Raw genomic sequence first — 17,042 nt, forward strand, 5'->3', positions numbered from 1 at the left:
ATTGACAACTCTAACCGGATGGGATTGCGGGATTAGCTCCTCCAGGGTTGGCGGAATAGCTAATATTTGCTGCTGATCATAGTGTTTGAAAACAGGTTGTCTGATTGCCATATCTCATATATCTATACTTTAAATATATGAAAATCAGATTGTTAAAACAAATAAAACCATAGATAACTAATTGATTTTATAGCAATAAACCATTAATAATAAAAAAGAGGCTGATCATGATTTATGATACAGCCTCATTTTTTTTATGCTTTATCCAGATCAAATAATCTGAAATATACACATTCAAAATCTTCCATCTGCACATTTGAAATCTGCACACCTGCACATCTGGGGTTTCTACCCCAATATCTCCTTTATATCATCCGCAGTAAGCGATTTGATAAAACTCTCCTCGGTGGTAATTAAAGCCCGGCTCAGGCTTAATTTGCGCTGCTGCAAGGCAAGTATTTTCTCTTCAACAGAATCTTTGGTGATGAATTTGTAGATGAACACATTTTTGGTTTGCCCAATACGGTGGGTGCGGTCAATGGCTTGTTGTTCAACCGCGGGGTTCCACCAAGGGTCAAGGATAAATACGTAGTCGGCCTCGGTAAGGTTAAGGCCTACGCCTCCGGCTTTTATCGATATCAGGAATACCCTGGTTTTCTTATTCTCCTGGAATTGTTTAACCACATCGCCCCGGTTTTGGGTGCTGCCGTCAAGGTACACATATGGTATCCCCTCGCGCTCGAGGTGCTCGCGGTAAATGGCAAGCTGCTTCACAAACTGCGAGAATATCAACACCTTGTGCCCGCCATCCAGCACGCTGGCCAGGGTGTGTACAACGTTTTCAAATTTCCCGCTATCGCCCTCGTAATCCTTATCAATCATGATGGGATGGTTGGCTATCTGCCTCAGCTTAATAAGCCCCTGCAAAACCTGTATCTGGGTTTTGGCAAAGGTGCCATCCTCCAGGCTTTTCAGCAATTCGTTGCGGTATTCTGACTTTATTTTTTCATATACCGATGCCTGCTCCTCGCTCATCTCGCAGTAAAGCAACGTTTCTGTTTTTGGAGGCAGTTCTGTAGCTACCTGCTCTTTGGTACGGCGCAGCACAAAAGGTTTAATGAGCGCCTGTAGCTTACGGGCCTTATCCTCGTCCTTTTTCTTTTCTATGGGCGTTACAAACTCGTTCTGAAAAAACTGCTGGTTACCCAACAGGCCGGGATTTATAAACGACATCTGCGTCCATAAGTCGTTAACCGAATTTTCAACCGGGGTACCGCTCAATATCAGCTTAAAGCGCGACTTGAGCTGCTTAACCGCCTGGAATGATTTTGACGATGGGTTTTTGATGTTCTGGCTTTCATCAAGTATCACATAATCAAAAAAGTACTCCTTAAACATTTCAATATCTATCCGGCTGATGCCATAGGTGGTAATAACCACGTCATAGTTAGCAAACACATCTGCCGACCGATACCTTAATGTGCCGGTATGAACCATTAGCCGCAATTGCGGTGTGAATTTTTTTGCCTCGTTAAGCCAGTTGTATATCAACGATGTTGGCATAATAACCAGCGATGTACTCTTGCTGCCCTCCGCTTCGGTAAACTCTTTATGTTTTTGCAGCAGGGCCAGGGTTTGTATCGTTTTACCAAGCCCCATGTCATCGGCAAGGCAACCACCAAAATGATATTGTTTTAAAAAGTGAAACCAGTTATAGCCCGCTTTTTGATAGGCCCGCAAGTTGCCTTCAAAATTCACCGGCATCTCAATTTCCTCCAGCTCTTCAAAATTGGTAAGCCTTTGTAGCTTGCGGGTCATGGTAACGTTAGCCATTTCGCCTTCGGCCAGGTCGTTAACCAGGCCTATATGGTGGCGGCGCAGCCGTAAATCATTACCACCCTCGGTAAAATGCAGCAGGTTACCATATTGCGAAAACCATTTTTCAGGGATAACAGCAATCTCGCCCGATGGCAAAACAAATTCCTTTTTATGGTTAAGGATATGGTTTTTTAGCTGGATAAAGGGAATACGGTATGGCCCAAACCAAACAATGGCGTTAATATCAAACCAATCGTTGTTTTCAGATACTTCAAGGTCTATTTTGCTGTTTCCAAAAACGTACCGCTTTTGTCCTTCAGGTTGCTCTATTTCAAAACCCTGCTCTGTTAACTGGTTATGATGCTGATTAAGCCATTCAAATACCGAGAAAGAATGATCTGCGTCTTCATCATGCTTATTATCAACCTCCAGGTTTTGAAATAAGCTGGAGGCAGTTTTAAGGCCCAATTGCTCCAGTTGTGCCATCTTGCCTTTTTCCCAGGTACCCGAGCGTTTAATGCGGTGGAACAGGTAATCGTCGCCATTTTTCTCCATCCTTACCGATACCGTACGCCCATCGCCGTAAGGGAAAATATAGCCCGCATATTTAAAATACAATTGCAGCTGCGATGTGCCCCCCTCTACATAAATAGGTTTTATAACCGGCTGCGCATCGTATTTTTCGGTATTTATCGTGAATCCTTCGGCATATACATTGTGCTTCTCAATCAGCGGCGCAACAAACTTTTCAAAGTAGGACTGCTCTGACGACCTGGGAATTGCGATATAGCGCTTATTCAGGAACGGCACCAGTTTTTTACCTTCTATCTCTTTATCAAAATAATACAGGGTGTCGTCCAGCAGCATCCAGGCCGGGTGGTTACAAATGATCTCGGCATTTTTAAACATGAATTCGATGCGCATTACCTGGTATTTAATCGTCGGGAAATACCGTATCTCCTCCTCATTTCGCCTGAAATGGAACAGCACGCTGGCCGGCTCAGTTGCTATCTGCAGCTTCCGTTCGCCGGGATAGCCCTCCTTACTCATCTGGTAAACCTTTTTGCCGGTTTGCGTCAGCAGGTTCAGTGCTTCGGCCATCCTTTTCTCCAGCTTGGGGCGAATGGTATCAAATAATGTTTCGTTAAATATCTTGGCAAAAAACTCAAACGGCCGAATAGGCTTTTTATAAAAGCGTTTAATCACATTGCCCTGCTCCATCTCCTCCAAAATCTTGATAAGCTTAATATCAACTTCATCAATACAATGAATAAACTCCTTTGCCGTATTGGAAAATAAGCGCTGGTGGGTTAATGAAAATTCGCCGTTGGGGTTAAGCTGAACGATGTGTGGCTCAATTACATAGCCAAGGTAATCATGCTTTGCAATGGCATAAATAATCTGGCAGGGTTTTGTACTGTCTACTCGTAGCATTAACTTTTGATAAAAAATTAATAGAAGCTACATCAACAAAAAATTCAAACGTAATCAGAATTTGGGGGAATTGAAAGGATTTTTTGTTTTTTAATTCAGACGGCGAATTTCGGGGGCCGGGGCGTGCCCTTGTTAACAGCMTGCGTGGCGGTAAAAACTTAGGCCCTAATATTTTGCCGCCAGCATTACAACTTAATTGAATTTCACGAATCTCAGGGCCGATCGTGTTGGTCAAACGCCAAAACATGGTTAACATAACTTAACACATTTCGAAAACAAAACACATTAAACATTTAATAATCAGCTGTTTGCGACTTTGGTATGGTTAACATAAAAATGATGTTTTTCGCAATTAAGGCATCTAAATATCTGTTCGTTTTGTTGGCCCTTTTTCATTGTAACCATCCCAGGAGGGCATCATTTCTAGCAAAAGACAAAGATGCTAAGTGGCGAAGTGACCTGCTTATTTTTCTTTGCGTCTTTGCGCAAGAAAAGTATCCTGTTTAATATTCCGCAACAACATTTTTATTATTTTAGGGCATCATTTTACAATGGAAGTACACCACCACACCCACACCGACAGAAGTAAGCTAAAGCATTACCTATTTGAATTTTTCATGTTGTTCCTGGCTGTCTTTGCCGGCTCAGTTGCCGAATATGAACTGGAACATATCAATGAACATAGCCATGCCAAGGAATATATGCACAGCATGGTAAGAGATCTTAAATCGGATACCAAAGATTTACAGATTATTATTGACCTAAACAACAAGAAGGTAAAGGGGTTAGATAGTGTTATTAACATTTTAAGTACTCCAAATATTTCCAAACCCGAAATTATACATCTGCATAAATTAAGTTGGGCGATGCTGGTAAGTTCGGTTATGCCATTTTCAACCGGCACACTTACCCAGCTTAAATATTCCGGCTCATTAAGGCTCATACAAAACCATGCTATTACCGATAGTGTCATGAACTACGAATCTAACATCACTCAAATAGACGGGCAAAAAAAGGGATACGGCGATTACGGCAAAGAGTGTATTGATAAGCTTAGTGAAACAATGGACGTACGCTATATTGTGGAAAACGGGAAAACACCCGGCCCTAATGTAAGCCCTTTATTTGCATCAAACGCTTTATCACTGGCCAATAAGGCGGCTTTGTTAAAAGGGGTGGTATTGGGCTACAACAATATGCTGAAGCAACAGCTGCAACATGCTAAACTATTGATCAGCCTGATTAACAAAGAGTACGACCTGGGCGACGAGTAGCTTCATTAACCCAACTAACTCTCGCTGTTTTTTTCTCATTACAATTTGTAGGGAATGCATTATGCCGTAAGTATATTTATACTTAGTTTCGGATTGCATAAATCGCCATTTTTAACCATAACACCTTTGTGATGAAGACTAAACTTTTACTCCTGCTTTGCCTATGCCTTCCTGTTATCACACTCCTTGCCCAATCGGCAAAAAACTACCATATAAAATCGCCGAATGGCGAAATCGATTTAGCTATTGCTACCGGTGCCACAATCAGCTGGGAAGCAAAGCATGAAGGGACAGCGATTATCACCCCGTCAACTGTATCCATGACATTGGCTGGCGGCGAGGTGTTAGGCAAAAACGCGGTTGTAAAATCGGCCAAAACATCATTCGCAGATACCTGGTTTAATACCCCTATTTATAAAAAAGATAGGGTTCATGACCAATACAACCAGGTTATCATCAACTTTAAAGGCGATTACGCGGTGGTATTCCGTGCCTATGACGATGGGGTGGCCTACCGCTTTATCACGCAAAAAAAGGGTGAAATTACCGTTGTTGACGAGGAAGCCAACTTCAATTTTAAGGACGATAATAAAGCTTATCTGCCTTTTGTGAACGATTTCAGGAACAAGGATAAATGGACAACCTCTTTTGAAGCACTTTACGATAACATCAACATCTCTGCCGTAAAAAAAGACACCCTGGCTTTTTTGCCCGTATTGGTTGATGTTGGCGCTCCGAAAAAGGCAGCCATTTTAGAGGCCGACCTAAACAATTACCCGGGTATGTATTTAACCGGCGATGGTAGCGGCAGCAAAAACCTGAAAGGAGCATTTGCCAAATATCCTACAGTGGAGCAAACCGGCGGTTATGCCAACATGAACTACGTGGTGAATGGCCGGGCCAATTATATTGCCAAAACCACCGGTACCCGCAGTTTCCCATGGCGCGTGGTGATTATCAGCACCGAAGACAAGCAGCTGGCCAATAGCGACATGGTGCAAAAGCTTGCCGAACCATCAAGGCTAACCGACCTATCGTGGATAAAACCCGGCAAGGTAGCCTGGGATTGGTGGAACGACTGGAACATCAGCCACGTTGATTTTAAGGCAGGCATCAATAACCCAACCTATAAATACTATATCGATTTTGCATCGGCTAATAAAATAGAATATGTGGTGCTGGATGAGGGCTGGTCGAGCATTGTGGACCTTACCCAGATTTCGCCCGAGATTAACCTGCAGGAACTGCTTGATTATGCTAAACAAAAAAACGTGGGCCTCATTTTGTGGACCAGCTGGTATGCACTTACCCGCCAAACCGATTTAGCTTTTGACAAATTCGCAAAAATGGGTGTAAAAGGGTTCAAAATAGATTTTATTGACCGCGACGATCAGAAAATGGTTGCATCGCTATATGATATAGCCCAAAAGGCTGCCAACCATCACCTGATTGTTGATTACCATGGCATGTACAAGCCCGGCGGCATCCAGCGCACTTTTCCTAATATTGTGAATTTTGAGGGCGTGAAAGGGCTGGAGAATGTAAAATGGGGTGTAACCAACCACCCGGGTTATGATGTAAGTATCCCGTTCATCCGCATGCTATCCGGGCCGATGGATTACACGCCAGGTGCTATGCGCAACGCAACCAAAGCAAATTTTCGCCCGGTTAATGGCAACCCGATGAGCCAGGGAACTCGCTGTCATCAACTGGCCATGTATACCATATTTGAGGCCCCGCTGCAAATGATGGCCGATAACCCTACCATTTATACCAAAGAGCAGGAAAGTACCGATTTTATAGCTGCGGTGCCTACCACCTTTAACGAAACCGTTGCCCTTGATGGTAAAGTGGGCGAATATGTAGCCATTGCACGCCGCAAAGGCGCCACCTGGTATGCCGGCGCCATGAGCAACTGGGATGCGAGGGATTTAAATATCGATTTAGCATTTTTGGGCGATGGCAATTATAAGGCCATTGTATTTGAGGATGGCGTAAATGCCGATAAGGACGCTACCGATTATAAACGCACCGTTATAAACGTTACCGCGAAAGACAAGCTATCTGTAAAACTTGCACCTGGCGGTGGCTGGGCTGCAAGATTTGAGAAGGTGAATTAAGTATAATTTCGTTATTTTTATAGCTTAGGCACTCATTTACAAATAACTATGGGTTCAAAAGGTATCCAGGGGCAATTGTGGGGTAAGCGCCCAAAAGATTGGGCCAACATCCAGGAGCAAACGGGCAATGCCGGCTATCTTTATGTATTAGATTATCTTAAAGTAAATAACCGCTATTCGATGTTGGATGTAGGCTGCGGCTCGGGCTTGTTTAGCGATCTGGCCTATCACGCCGGGGCGAAGGTAACCGGCATCGATGCCAGCGAACCGCTCATCGCATTAGCCAGGGAACGAAACAGGGCTGTCACCTTTTTAACCGGCGAAATGGAAGAACTCCCATTTGGCAATGATAGCTTCGATATAGTTTGCGGCTTCAACTCGTTTCAATACGCAGCCAATGTAAAAAACGCGCTTACCGAAGCTAAGCGTGTTTTAAAACCCGGCGGCATGCTTATTGCCATGATATGGGGCAATAAAGAGGATTGCGAAGCCGCCAGTTACCTAAAAGCTGTAGGTTCGTTAATGCCACCACCGCCACCCGGCGCACCCGGGCCATTTACATTGTCCGAAAATCAGCTGTTAGAAAACACCCTGCAGACCGTTGGCTTTAAAATCCTGGAAAGTTCAGATATCGATTCGATATGGGATTACCCCACCACCGAGGTCGCGCTAAAGGGGTTAATTGCAGCAGGCCCTGTAGCGAGGGCCGTAGATCACAGCGGCTTTGACAAGGTTTATGAAACCATATCGACCGCTATACAGCCTTACATTAAAGCCAATGGGCACGTAGTTTATCATAATAAATTCAGGATTATTATAACGGCGAAATAAAACCTTACTGCCCGCATACTTATATCTAAAAACCTATTTCTACAATCGCTCTACAATTGTAGAAATAATTTCGAAAGTCGTTTGCATTTATGATTTATTTACTCTACAATTGTAGAGTAAATTCTAATGTCGTAGAACATGAAGCTAACCAATACCGAAGAGCAATTAATGGAACTGATTTGGGCAGGCCAGGAAGTTTTCCTGAAAGACCTGATAGATAGTTACCCGGAGCCCAAACCCGCAGTAACTACTATTGCCACTTTATTGAAACGCATGCAGGATAAAGGTTTTGTAGCCTATAACCTGATGGGGAATTCAAGGCAGTATTACGCGCTGGTAAAAAAGTCAGATTACTTTGCAACCCATGTTAACGGGCTTATCAAAAACTTTTTTGGCAATTCGGCCATTCAGTTTGCTTCGTTTTTCGCAACCGAAACCCACCTTACCGATGCCGAATTACAAGACCTCAAGAAGATTATAGACCAACAATTAAACAAAAAAAAACCATGACAACCTACCTGCTAAACTTTACGCTTTGCAGCGCCTTGTTGCTGCTTGCTTATGTTGTATTGCTTAAAAATAAAGCAATGTATACTTTCAACAGGTTTTACCTTTTGTTCGGCATTGTATTTTCGCTTTCGGTACCGTTAATCAGCATACAGCAACGTGCTGCAACGATTGTTGAACAACCTTATTTTAAGGCAGAAATACTGGATGCGCCGGCAACTCCCTCAACATTAATACCGGCGGCTACAACAGCAAGTCCTGAACGCATCAACTATCTGTTTTACTTGTTGCCCTGCATTTATATTTTAATTACCGGCTTGCTTTTATTGCGGTTTGTTAAAAATCTATATAGCATCAAACAAACTATAGATAAAAACTATAGCGCCCCATATGAAAATGCAAAACTGGTGCTAATCGACCAAAAACAAACGCCGCATACCTTTTTAAAGTACATGTTTTTAAACCGCGACGACTATCAAAACGGACAAATTGACGGTGGCGTTTTATATCATGAACTTGCACACGCCCGCCAGTTACACTCTTTTGATATCATATTTACCGAGCTTGTACAAGCCATTTGCTGGTTTAACCCCTTCATCTTAATATACCGCAGGTACATTAAGCTAAACCACGAATTTTTGGCCGATGCCGCGGTATTAAATACGCACTACGATACTGCCAACTATCAAAACCTGCTTATTCACAGTTTATCAGGCCTTAACGGCTTAGGCATAACCAGCCAATTCAACTACGCTATTACCAAAAAAAGATTGATCATGATGACTAAAACCACAACCACCGTTAACGCCTGGCTAAGCCGGCTGGCCGTTATGCCCTTCGCCATTGCGGCATTTTTGTTATTCACCACCAAAACCGAAGCGCAGCAACCAAAATTTGCATTGCCGGCAGCTAGAGGAAAAGCCGACCAGCTTCAACCCAAACCAGCGCCGAAAAATAGCCCGCCGGGCAAAGTACAACGCGACTTTATTTTTGCCGAGCTCAATTATAAGCATACTGTAAATGGTGTATCGCCCGAGTTATTGGCCGAGTATAAAAACATCGCTGATAAATATGAGCCTTATTTTTCGGCAGCCTTAAGTAGCCACGGTAAAAACATGATCTCGGCGGATGGAAAGATCATGAAAGTTTCGGATGAGGATAAAGCCCGGCTTAAAGAAATATATGGCCAGATGAGCAAAGAACAGCAGGCACAACAAATGGTTGGTTTTATGATGGGCAACGGGCTTATACTGCCACGGGCCTTCCCGACGGCAAAGCAACTGAGCGTTTTTACAGATGCACGCACCTATGGTATCTGGATTAACGGAAAAAGAGCGGCTAACGCCGAACTTGAAAAATACACGTCGGCCGATTTTGCGCAGGTATTTGTCAGCAAACTGTATGCAGGCGCTGCCAAAGATAAAACCTATAAATACCAGGTTGATTTGATGACAGTTGATTATTACGCTAACTACCGCAAAGAAACGCTGGCAAAAACAAAAATAGCGCGCATGTATTGCCGAACACCTTTTGGTGCAAAGCAAACAGGATTAATGATGCTTTAATAACAAAGGGCCCCGGATTGAAAGAATCCGGGGTCTTTTCGTTTCCTGCAAATATGATATAGGTTTAATGTAGACTTAAAATTAGGAATCCCGGCAAGACAAGATTTAGTTAGCCAATGTTATAATCATGTTGATCATCGAGTGTGTTTTTTTTAATGTAGAGACGCATAATTGCGTCTCCCCCATGCAAATCACACATGCAAATCGGTCTTGCAAATTCTGAATATCCTGCGGGAGACGCAATTATGCGTCTCTACAGCAACTCCATTTGCCACCATGTCATCTCTGTTTTTTCCAGCTGAGCTGGTAGTTACTTGCGATTACGGATATTTTATACTAACAATCAATAACTTACAACGCGTCATTATAAGCAACCATCAGCCAGGGCCAGGACAGTAACCACATTGCTGTAGCCTGGATTCTTGCACATGCGTTTCCCGCTATACCGGTTTCGATTTGCATGTGGGCGACGCATGTGATGCGCCTCTACAAAATCAACCATTACTATCAGTTCCCAATTGTTTATAATCATGATTAAAGTGCCTATTTTTGCGCCCACCAATTGTTATGATCAGAAGGATACATCGCCACGTTCGCACCGCCCGTTATATTGTTTATAAAGAAACGCTGGTTGATTATAAAGAACATTTCTGGACGTTTATAGGCTCGTTCCTGGGTATAGGCTTAATTGGTTTTTGTAGCAACCGGTACTTTAGCTCTTCGGATAATTTATTTCTTATCGGCTCTTTCGGCGCCTCATCGGTATTAATTTATGGCATTGTAAACAGCCCCCTTGCCCAGCCCCGAAACTTAATTGGCGGCCACGTAATCTGCGCTATTGTTGGGGTAACTATGCATAAGCTTATCCCGCACGAGGTTTGGCTATCATCGGCCCTGGCTGTATCAATTGCCATTGTATTAATGCAAATTACCAAAACGCTGCATCCGCCGGGCGGCGCCACAGCACTCATTGCCAATATCGGGTCGGTCAAAATACAGGCATTGGGGTATTTATATGTATTAAGCCCGGTGCTATCCGGCGCAACAGTATTGTTGTTGGTGGCTTTGCTGGTAAACAACGTAAGCGGCCATCGCAAATATCCCAACAATAAAAAATGGTTTATGGTATGGCGCAGGTACCAGCGCTAAGCAGCCGGCTGTGCACCAGCTTCATCTGTTAGCTTGCGCAATAAATCCTCGGCTTTAATAAGTATGCTTTTTCCTGCTATTTCGATAATTTTTTCTTCAACCAGGTCATTTATAGTACGAAAAAGTGATTCGTATGCAGCACCGGTAAATGCGGCCAAATCCTGCCTGCTCAGGTCGATATCGATAAATCCACCGGCATTTATACCAAACTTATTTTTAAGGGAAATAAGCGCCTGGGCAACCCGCCCCTTAACAGGCATATGCGCCAGGTTGCGCATTCGCTTTTCAGACTCCTGCAGCTCGTTGGCAAAAAAGCGCATAAGCTTAATTACAAAGTTATTGTTAATATTCAGGGTCGATTCCAGGAAATCCATGCTGATATAACAGATTACGCCGGCCTCAATAGCCGTAGCCGATACCGGATAATAACCCGTATCGCCAAGCCCCAGGTGACCAACAATATCGCCTTTTTGCGCAAAACGTAATATCAGTTCTTTTTCGGCATCCCATTTTTTATGCACTTTTATTTTGCCTTCGTAAACAAAATAAATTCCTGTAACCGGGTCGCCTTCCTTAAATATTATTTCCCCCTTTTTTACAGCATAATTTTTCCGCTGCGCATCAATAACCGGAATCCAGTCTTTTAAGCAGTGCATGCACAAAAAGCAACTCTTTAAATCACAAACACTTTTACTTTTTGCCATGTATGAATACTGTTTTATTATTGGCAACCGCCTTTGCGAAATTATTAAAAGTACCGGCCTTTTGGCTGCTCCCAGGTAGCCATGTTAAAAATAATTCCCAGTATGGCAATTACCGAACCCCCAAATACCGGCCAGGGGAATGATTTTGCGCCATTAATATAAATTGTCCAGTTGTGTGAATCAACCGCGTTAACTGTTTTTAAATGGGTAAAAGTTAAAAAACCAATAATAATGATGATAACCCCTATCGCCATTAATGCATAACTGAATTTTTTCATGTTACTATCCTTGCAATGTTTTAAATAATTTCGATGGCAAAACTTGCAATAAAATATTGCATGTGCAATATTTTATTGTGAAATATTTTTCAAAAAGTCTATTTTATATTACTTTTGCAATAAAATAGGCCCGCGTTTTATAAGTGCGGGATCGTGTAATATTCATCATGAAACAAAAAGAAACAGGCATTCCCATATCGCCTTCCTTAAACGCCATCAATAATCACCAGGATAAATTAACTTTATCCCGAAGTATAAAAAACAGGTTATTATATGTATCGGCACTATCTGTTGTGGTGGCAATAGCCATCAGCGTTATAGCCAAGGGGCTTATATACCTCATTAATATTGTAACCAACATATCTTTTTACGGCATGCTGGATGTACATTTCCATAGCCCCGCGGCCAATCATTTGGGTACATGGGTTATTGTTGTGCCGGCCATTGGCGGAGTAATTGTTGGGCTAATGGCCTTATATGGTTCAAAAGCCATCAGGGGACATGGTATCCCCGAAGCCATGGAGCAAATACTAACCAACCAAAGCAAAATAAAACCTTCTATTACGTTTTTAAAGCCCATATCGTCGGCAATTGCTATTGGTACCGGGGGGCCCTTTGGTGCCGAGGGGCCAATAATTGCAACCGGCGGAGCCTTAGGATCAACCCTGGGCCAGTTATTAAAAATTACCGCCAATGAGCGCAAGGTTATTCTTGCAGCGGGCGCTACAGCGGGTATGTCGGCTATATTCGGCACTCCCATAGCGGCTGTGTTGTTGGCCATTGAATTGCTTTTGTTTGAGTTTTCGCCCAAATCTATTTTGCCCGTTGCCCTGGCTTGTATTACGGGAGCAGCAGGCCATCACCTGTTGTTTGAATCGGGACCGGTTTTTCCTATGCCCAATTTAGCGGTGCCAACTAACGAGGCATTAGCTATTTACAGCGGCATCGGTTTACTTGTCGGTTTTCTGTCATTAGGGATAACCAAAATTGTTTATTTAATTGAAGATTGGTTTGATAAACTCCCCATTCACTGGATGTGGTGGCCCGCATTCGGCGGCCTTGCAGTTGGGGTAATTGGTTATTTTGCGCCTCACACTTTGGGTGTAGGATATGATAATATCATCAGCATTTTATCGGGCACCATTCCACTGCTGCTTATTCTGCGGTTATGCTTTTTTAAATTTCTGTCGTGGGCTATTGCATTGGGCAGCGGCACTTCCGGCGGTACCCTTGCGCCTTTGTTAACTATTGGCGGCGCGGCGGGGGCTATCATCGGTGCGGTTATTTTAATGCTTTTTCCAAATTCGGGCATAACCATACCTATGGCGGCGTTGCTGGGTATGTCATCTATGTTTGCGGGGGCTTCAAGGGCCTATTTAACCAGTATTACCTTCGCGCTTGAATCTACCATGCAATCAAACGCTTTATTGCCTTTACTTGGCGCCTGCACCGCATCGTACCTGGTATCGTTCTTTTTAATGGAGAATACTATCATGACCGAAAAAATTGCCCGCAGAGGGGTAGCCACTCCCGTATCATTTGAACCCGACGTATTGGGTAAACTATCTGTACTTGACGTTATGAGCAAAGAGGCTATTATTTTAAGTGCCGAAAACCCGGTTAACGAAGTAAAAGCCTGGCTACTTGCCCACAACTCAACCGCACACGATTTTATAGTGGTAGATAAAAAAGGAGATTATATGGGCACGTGTAAACTGGGCGATCTGTATAACAACGGCCAGCTGCAAAAACTCGGAGATATCGTTCGCCCATCGGCGTTAATGGTTGCTGGTAATACATCGTTACGCCTGGCTGCCGAATTGATGGTAAAACACAATGCCGAACTGGTACCAGTTGCTTCGGCAGAAAACAATATTATTGGCAGCCTATCCTACAAAGAAATTATAGCCGCTTACGGGTTGCATAATAACGAGGCCGACAAAACATCATTATCCATATCGTTAAAACGGCAACGCTTAAAAATAATGAGTAAAGGGCGTAGGCTGATAAATAAGGATAGCAATGCATGAGCATCTCACAATTAACTCAAAGAAAAATAAAGGATTAGCAATATTTAAAGGTTGCAGGGGCGTGATATTTGCTCCTGCTAACCTTACATTAACTCCTGGATGTTTTAAATCCATCCCGTGAAATAGACCAATCAACAAACCTCGCCCTGTTATTGAGCGGGTTAGTATTAAGAGCGCTACGCACTTTTGCCGCCGCAGCCACATCCTTTGCAAATATCAGCATATAACCACCACCGCCAGCGCCCAGTAATTTACAGCTAATTATCAAATCGCTGATGCGGTCAATAATAGCCTGAGTTTCGGGTGTGTTGGTACCGCCATCCAAACGCTGGTTAAGCTCCCAGCTAATGCCCGTAGCCTCGGCTACTTGCTGCAGGTTACCGTATTGGAAAGCCTCGTAAGTTTTAAGGGCGTGGTGGTTCATTTCTTCAAGGATGCTTAAATAGCCATTGCCGTTAAGGAACATTCCCTTTACAATTTCGGCCAGGATATTTTTAGCTACCCGGGTAATTCCGGTATAATATAACAACACAGATGCTGCAGAAGCATCGGTAAATATAAATTCAGGAGCCCAGCGCACAGTCGGCTTTTGAAAAATACCAGGGTTACTTTCCAACAGCTTAATACCACCAAAAACACCACCATACTGATCCTGCCAGCCACCGCCGGTTGTTAACATTTGCTCCAGGACCAAGGTTCGCGAGCAGATGGCATATTTATCCCATTTCAAATCGCAAAAATCGCTCAGGGTACCCAATACAGTACTTGCCAGGATGGAGCTTGTGCCTAAGCCCGATCCCTTGGGAATAGCAGCCAGCAAAGTTACCTCAATACCCATACCAAAGTCTTTCAATTGCTCTACCAGCGAACCATACCTGTTTGCCGAAAATTCCGGTACAAAACCCGCCAGGCAAAGCGCCGCTTTGGGGATACAAAATGCCGAACCTACGGAATTATTATAATCATTCAATTGCTCGTAAGTGGTTATATCCTCCCGCACACCCAAATCGATAGACCGCAACGTGATAACATACCCGGCAGATGGTTTTATGAATACCTGCAGTGGTGGCTGGCCGTTAAGCTCGACGGCCAGGTTAAGTACCTTACCTCCGTTTATGAGGCAGTTTGGCGGGGTGTCTGTCCAACCGCCGGCCAGGTCGAGCCTGATGGGGCTGCGGCCCCAAACTATCTGGTCGGACATTACATCCAGCTTGGGTGATGCAAGTTCGGTTTTAGCTGTATCAACAATAGTTTCGGCAAGCAATCCAAATGCTTTTGCCTCATAAGCAGCAGCCGATGGATTGTTTGAACCCAACACCTCACTCCTGAACATCTGGTCATGCAGGCGCGTTAACAGGGGCGCGTCATCGGGTAAAGCAGGCGGTAACGTTAATTTTGCATTTTTAAATATCCCGGCAGCGTTTTTCAAATCAAGCTGGTAAAAAACAGATTGTTTCCAGTTAGCAGCCATGCTTTGCAGGTTACTTTCTAAAAAAGTTTCACGCTGGGCGTACTGGCGATAAAGGTTTACTTCGTCCGCAACATCAGCTGCCGCAATTAACCGTTTTCCCTTTTCCTGGTAATTAAATGGGTTATCAATCAGGCTTTGAATAACTTCACTGTTCAAGTCTGCGGCATCAAATACCGGGTAAACCGGCTCATTAAACCAGTCGCCAGCGGCATAGCCTTTATTGGCATTTATTCCCCGTATGGGTAACTGGGGGTTGTAAAAGCCATAAACCCTTACACACCATTCATCGCTATTACCAATGGGTATAAAATCAAGACAGGTTTCTTCGGGGAGGTTAAGCGTCCAATCATTTACAGGAGCTCCTGTAATGATATGCTTACTACTCAATTTCCAGGTATGGGCAATATCGCTATTCTCAATCCAAATAGAATTGTTTGTGCCGGTAAAGTCAATCCTGGTGATCGCGTTTTGAGTAAACAGGTCGGCACTGGGTTTTATTTTATTATGCCATATCTCTTCCTGGTTTTTCACCAGGTTTTGCAGCTTATCGGTCGATTCTATTAGTTCGGCGCTGGTGCCAAAATGATAAAATTCTCCTTTAGGGAGCGGCACAATCGCCACTTTTAGCTGGTTGATGGCATCGTCTTTCAGGGTTGGATTTTGGCCCAGGGCCTGCCCAAACTCTGTGTACATATCATAAAACGAAGGAATGCCGCCGGCAAACGAGTTACTATCTTTATTCCACCCGCTACGCTCAAACATCAGCTCCATGGCCTTAGGACTAAACAGCCAAACGCCGATATCGATAAAAAACAGGTAGTTAGGTTGCAACTCCTGCAATTTTTGAGCCGTGGGTTTTTGCAACGCAAAGGCCAGCTGTTTGGGCGAGCTTTTGTGCGCAAAAAAAACACCAAAATTAGATGCTTTCTCGGGCCGTTCCCACAGGCCAAAGCAAACAATATCTGCATCCGGAATTTCGGGCAATATGCCCCCTGCGCGAATAAGCACATCACCGCTTGCTACCAGGTGATTAAGGTTTTTGGGCGCTTTGTTCAATATTTCTTCATACAGCGGCAACTGCAGGTCAATCAGCGTTTGGCCAATGCGCTGTCCTCTTTTCCAGCGAAAAATGGGCATGGGGGTAAACACTTTGCCTACGGCCGCATACGCCGGCAAACGCCGGCTTTGGCCACCCGCATGGATAATCAGCCGCTTCTCTTTGCGTAACCAATTACCTATCGGGCCTTCGGCCTTCTCCTCTTTGCTGGCTTCGTATAATAAATTAACGGTTCCGCCACCCGAGCCAACTTTGCCCTCTTTAGGATCCGAGCTGAAGTAATAGTTTTCTTTGGCAAAATGGTGGTCGCCAAATTGTTTAAAGGCCGGAGGAATGCTTATCAGTTTTCTCATTTATGCTGGTTGAAGTCGGGATGTATGAAGATACACCTAATCAGTAAAAATCGTAACTAATAGCTTAAATGGATTCAACTATTTGAGCATATTATTCATTATTTATTGCTTCAATATAGTTGGGCGATGCAGCTATAAGTGTTTGTTTTTAAGACTGAAAACTTTGCCTCAACGGCTTGAAAAATGGGCTTGGGTTGCTTTGCGATAGGTAAAGTCCTTAAAATAAACAGACAGCCCTTGCCCGTTGGATAGGTAGTGCCAAATATTGCCCGGGCATTTTGTTAACTATATGGTTTAATGGCTGTATTGCTCAACGCCTTTTAAAAAACGCATTTAGAGCTCCTAACCAACTACAATAGTCTCCTTTTAACCAAAACGGCAGCTACACTAAACCTATGGGCAAGTTATTGCGTACAAGCTAAGCAGTGGCGCTTTTTTTTAACGTTTTTGA

At 43.7% G+C, this 17,042-nt stretch carries 12 protein-coding genes; 7 read left to right on the forward strand and 5 right to left on the reverse strand.

Annotation, left to right across the window (positions count from 1 at the left end; translation table 11 throughout):
* Positions 1–348: 348 nt before the first annotated feature.
* Positions 349–3,252, reverse strand: coding sequence for a DEAD/DEAH box helicase (locus AC1DV1_RS26670; RefSeq protein ID WP_477366149.1), 2,904 nt, complete (start codon positions 3,250–3,252; stop codon positions 349–351).
* A 551-nt stretch (positions 3,253–3,803) separates the two neighbouring features.
* On the opposite strand from AC1DV1_RS26670, the gene AC1DV1_RS26675 reads away from it, so the two are divergent.
* The 5 genes from AC1DV1_RS26675 to AC1DV1_RS26695 all read left to right on the forward strand — a co-directional run bounded on the left by AC1DV1_RS26675 (position 3,804) and on the right by AC1DV1_RS26695 (position 9,549).
* On the forward strand, positions 3,804–4,526 hold the full coding sequence (locus tag AC1DV1_RS26675; RefSeq protein WP_477366152.1) for a hypothetical protein: 723 nt from the start codon (positions 3,804–3,806) through the stop codon (positions 4,524–4,526).
* A 131-nt stretch (positions 4,527–4,657) separates the two neighbouring features.
* The gene (locus AC1DV1_RS26680; protein ID WP_477366155.1) at positions 4,658–6,646 is read left to right on the forward strand and encodes a glycoside hydrolase family 97 protein; all 1,989 of its coding nucleotides are present in this window, start codon (positions 4,658–4,660) and stop codon (positions 6,644–6,646) included.
* 48 nt (positions 6,647–6,694) lie between these two features.
* Positions 6,695–7,477, forward strand: a complete 783-nt coding sequence (locus AC1DV1_RS26685; RefSeq protein WP_477366158.1) for a class I SAM-dependent methyltransferase — start codon at positions 6,695–6,697, stop codon at positions 7,475–7,477.
* Positions 7,478–7,615: 138 nt separating this feature from the next.
* The gene (locus AC1DV1_RS26690; RefSeq protein ID WP_477366161.1) at positions 7,616–7,987 is read left to right on the forward strand and encodes a BlaI/MecI/CopY family transcriptional regulator; all 372 of its coding nucleotides are present in this window, start codon (positions 7,616–7,618) and stop codon (positions 7,985–7,987) included.
* Complete coding sequence (locus AC1DV1_RS26695) at positions 7,984–9,549, forward strand: M56 family metallopeptidase (protein ID WP_477366164.1); 1,566 nt, start codon at positions 7,984–7,986, stop codon at positions 9,547–9,549. The genes AC1DV1_RS26690 and AC1DV1_RS26695 overlap by 4 nt, the downstream gene beginning before the upstream one ends.
* A gap of 364 nt (positions 9,550–9,913) precedes the next feature.
* Here AC1DV1_RS26695 and AC1DV1_RS26700 read toward each other — a convergent pair whose 3' ends face one another.
* On the reverse strand, positions 9,914–10,081 hold the full coding sequence (locus AC1DV1_RS26700; RefSeq protein ID WP_477366167.1) for a hypothetical protein: 168 nt from the start codon (positions 10,079–10,081) through the stop codon (positions 9,914–9,916).
* Between the two features lie 35 nt (positions 10,082–10,116).
* Between AC1DV1_RS26700 and AC1DV1_RS26705 the strand changes: the two genes are divergently transcribed.
* Positions 10,117–10,698 (forward strand): HPP family protein, encoded by a 582-nt coding sequence (locus AC1DV1_RS26705; protein WP_477366170.1) that lies wholly within the window; start codon positions 10,117–10,119, stop codon positions 10,696–10,698.
* Here AC1DV1_RS26705 and AC1DV1_RS26710 read toward each other — a convergent pair.
* A complete protein-coding gene (locus AC1DV1_RS26710) occupies positions 10,695–11,354 on the reverse strand; it encodes a Crp/Fnr family transcriptional regulator (protein WP_477366173.1) in 660 nt (219 codons plus the stop codon). The two genes, AC1DV1_RS26705 and AC1DV1_RS26710, sit on opposite strands and share 4 nt — an antisense overlap.
* A gap of 92 nt (positions 11,355–11,446) precedes the next feature.
* The gene (locus AC1DV1_RS26715; protein WP_477366176.1) at positions 11,447–11,680 is read right to left on the reverse strand and encodes a hypothetical protein; all 234 of its coding nucleotides are present in this window, start codon (positions 11,678–11,680) and stop codon (positions 11,447–11,449) included.
* A 167-nt stretch (positions 11,681–11,847) separates the two neighbouring features.
* Here AC1DV1_RS26715 and AC1DV1_RS26720 point away from each other — a divergent pair, with 167 nt between their 5' ends.
* On the forward strand, positions 11,848–13,710 hold the full coding sequence (locus AC1DV1_RS26720) for a chloride channel protein (RefSeq protein ID WP_477366179.1): 1,863 nt from the start codon (positions 11,848–11,850) through the stop codon (positions 13,708–13,710).
* 88 nt (positions 13,711–13,798) lie between these two features.
* Here AC1DV1_RS26720 and AC1DV1_RS26725 read toward each other — a convergent pair whose 3' ends face one another.
* A complete protein-coding gene (locus tag AC1DV1_RS26725; protein ID WP_477366182.1) occupies positions 13,799–16,591 on the reverse strand; it encodes a bifunctional fucokinase/fucose-1-phosphate guanylyltransferase in 2,793 nt (930 codons plus the stop codon).
* Positions 16,592–17,042: the final 451 nt, after the last annotated feature.

Source organism: Mucilaginibacter sp. P4_D1 (assembly GCF_056401935.1).

Coding starts and splice junctions, on each gene's coding strand:
- AC1DV1_RS26685 (WP_477366158.1), top strand. CDS start 6,695: ATGGGTTCAAAAGGTATCCAGGGGCAATTGTGGGGTAAGCGCCCAAAA.
- AC1DV1_RS26700 (WP_477366167.1), bottom strand. CDS start 10,081: ATGATTATAAACAATTGGGAACTGATAGTAATGGTTGATTTTGTAGAG.
- AC1DV1_RS26695 (WP_477366164.1), top strand. CDS start 7,984: ATGACAACCTACCTGCTAAACTTTACGCTTTGCAGCGCCTTGTTGCTG.
- AC1DV1_RS26675 (WP_477366152.1), top strand. CDS start 3,804: ATGGAAGTACACCACCACACCCACACCGACAGAAGTAAGCTAAAGCAT.
- AC1DV1_RS26690 (WP_477366161.1), top strand. CDS start 7,616: ATGAAGCTAACCAATACCGAAGAGCAATTAATGGAACTGATTTGGGCA.
- AC1DV1_RS26670 (WP_477366149.1), bottom strand. CDS start 3,252: ATGCTACGAGTAGACAGTACAAAACCCTGCCAGATTATTTATGCCATT.
- AC1DV1_RS26715 (WP_477366176.1), bottom strand. CDS start 11,680: ATGAAAAAATTCAGTTATGCATTAATGGCGATAGGGGTTATCATCATT.
- AC1DV1_RS26680 (WP_477366155.1), top strand. CDS start 4,658: ATGAAGACTAAACTTTTACTCCTGCTTTGCCTATGCCTTCCTGTTATC.
- AC1DV1_RS26705 (WP_477366170.1), top strand. CDS start 10,117: ATGATCAGAAGGATACATCGCCACGTTCGCACCGCCCGTTATATTGTT.
- AC1DV1_RS26710 (WP_477366173.1), bottom strand. CDS start 11,354: ATGCACTGCTTAAAAGACTGGATTCCGGTTATTGATGCGCAGCGGAAA.
- AC1DV1_RS26720 (WP_477366179.1), top strand. CDS start 11,848: ATGAAACAAAAAGAAACAGGCATTCCCATATCGCCTTCCTTAAACGCC.
- AC1DV1_RS26725 (WP_477366182.1), bottom strand. CDS start 16,591: ATGAGAAAACTGATAAGCATTCCTCCGGCCTTTAAACAATTTGGCGAC.